2 protein-coding genes are annotated in these 2188 nt (G+C 41.5%); one reads left to right on the top strand and one right to left on the bottom strand.

From position 1 onward, the window contains the following. Positions 1-42: 42 nt before the first annotated feature. Positions 43-669 (bottom strand): M14 family zinc carboxypeptidase, encoded by a 627-nt coding sequence (locus tag ABD892_RS06285; protein ID WP_345194573.1) that lies wholly within the window; start codon positions 667-669, stop codon positions 43-45. Between the two features lie 1171 nt (positions 670-1840). On the opposite strand from ABD892_RS06285, the gene ABD892_RS06290 reads away from it, so the two are divergent. Continuing rightward, positions 1841-2140 (top strand): hypothetical protein, encoded by a 300-nt coding sequence (locus ABD892_RS06290; RefSeq protein WP_345194574.1) that lies wholly within the window; start codon positions 1841-1843, stop codon positions 2138-2140. Positions 2141-2188 lie beyond the last annotated feature (48 nt).

The following is a 2188-nucleotide window of genomic DNA, read 5'->3' on the forward strand; positions in this document are numbered from 1 at the left end:
GAGCCTTAATTATCAATCACCGGTAGAATACGAGGCTGCAGTTTAGCTGTAGACAGGTGTCCATTTTATCGGGGGAAGATCACGTTCTGGCCCTCGCTTCAGTGATGCTTCAATCAGCCGGGACTCTTGCTGGGGAAGGGCGCCGTTGAAACTACGATTGATATTCCCGGTATTTTTATCCGTCCGGGAGGCCAGGTGATAACCGTTCATGGCCTGCAGTGTGGCTGTTTCATAGCCGCTGGGGTTGATACAGGGATTGATGATGAAGTTAAAATGAGTCAGGTATTGTTTGATTCCGTCATCAAGAAAGTCCAGTAACGCCTTGCCGCCGGCTTCTTCATCGCCATGCACCAGGCCGGTTAATCGTATATAGGGATTATTGGCATCATGGATGGCAGTTATTTCATAGAGGGGATAACGGTGTGAGCCATAGGCTACTTCACCGAGAGATGAGACATCAAGTGGGGTTTTTAGGCATTCAATCCGTGAGGCGATATCGCGTTCAAAGCTTCTGATGATAGCGATGCGCCCATCATCATAGTCAGGTTCATAGATGGTTGGCTGCTTTACATTCTCATTGGCAGTACGATGATGTGTGTTCATAGTGGCCAATCGTGAAGCGATAGCTCTATTTTCAATAGAGTCTTTGTTATCATCTGATACTGTCATGGGCATTTCTACAATGAAAATGAATAAATAACTAACAGTGTAGGAGATGTTGGGACTGTTTTGCGATTATGTTGTTGCGCTGGTGCTTTTATCGATAGGGATTGATGGTGCTTTATTTAGGTCGCGCCTGTTTTTTTTTTTTTTTTTTGAGTATGCAGGATGAAGGAGTGATCTATTTTTAAATTCTATCTAAGCGTTTTCATGTTGTTAATTATGTTTTTCCAGCCTTTTAATGAATGGTTGCCAACCTTTGGAATAGGGTGACAAAGAGTGTCTTTCATCTGCAGCATCTGAATGCGTACCAGAGTCACTTGTAGTGCTGGGTTACAAGCTATTTTCACGGAGTTACAACCTATTATCTTGGGTGGGGCAGGAGGCCAATAACCGTTAAAAAATAATTTCTGATCGTTTGGTGAATAACTTGTGGGCTCCCATTGAACAGTAAAGGCAATATCACTGGTTTCGGTTATAGGGTTAACAGTTTGAATCACTTTTTGAGTAGCTAGGGTTCGAATTACTGTTAGGTATAAATGATCGATTTGTTTATATCTAATGATATCGAACTTTGATGTGTTAACAATGTCTATTAATATGAATGGGTAGTATTAATGCTGTCTATTTTATAATTGTTTTTTTTTGCGGGGCTGTTGGCATTGAGAGTAGTCGGTATCTTAATTCATCAGAAGTGTATCTTCTGTGTAGACTCGTGAATATAACGGCTGCTAACCCCAGCCTTAAGAAGTATTTTTCATATTAATCATGAGGTGCTGCGAATTAGGTAATTTGTGGGGCTGCCGGGTAACAGGCTTGAGGAATGGGCACTATTGGCAAAAAACTATTCCCAATTTGGGTATGTCCTCACAATGTGATCATGACTGAACTGTGACTCAACGGGAAATTATGCACATCGCAATACTGTTCAGTCTAATGACTTGAGATATGAGTTATGAAATACGTCAAGCTACTCACAGCGTGGTACACCCTTAGGCAGTACACGAATGGGAGTGGTTGGATATGAGTGATACTTCATTTAACCCATTATCCAAGAAGGAACTTTTTCAAGAGTTAGGTGCGTGCTCTTTTGGTTAAAACCTAAGCCTTTAGATTTTTTTAGTTTAGATTTCTAATTTTATTATAACGATGGAGCTTGTAAGTAGGTGATGGTGGTTGTATGGATAATATAAAGCCTGCATTATTGGCATCTGGGACGTATTCTATACCTCAGAGTCAGGAGGCTGAAGTAGGGCAGAGAGAATACTGCAAAAAAGAGGCTGTTGAGCTAACAAAGGGGATTAGAGGCGAAGTAAGGTCTATAGATTCTAAAAAAATAAAAGACCGAATCATCCAGTTTTTACAAAGAATGTTGCCAGATAAAAAAGAGCTGGGTGGGCGCAAAATAACGGTTGAAATAAATCAAGATATTCAGGCTTTAAAACAGAACCTGATTACCACTGTGGCTCAGCCAGCTTGAGAAGCCTTGCTGGCATGGGGCAGGTTCGCGCAGCCATGTAACCCAGCC

This window comes from Kistimonas scapharcae (assembly GCF_039540975.1).
Lineage (GTDB): Bacteria > Pseudomonadota > Gammaproteobacteria > Pseudomonadales > Endozoicomonadaceae > Kistimonas > Kistimonas scapharcae.

What these genes read in the sequence shown, in the direction of transcription:
- ABD892_RS06285 (WP_345194573.1), bottom strand. Translation starts at nt 669, where the DNA reads ATGACAGTATCAGATGATAACAAAGACTCTATTGAAAATAGAGCTATC.
- ABD892_RS06290 (WP_345194574.1), top strand. Translation starts at nt 1,841, where the DNA reads ATGGATAATATAAAGCCTGCATTATTGGCATCTGGGACGTATTCTATA.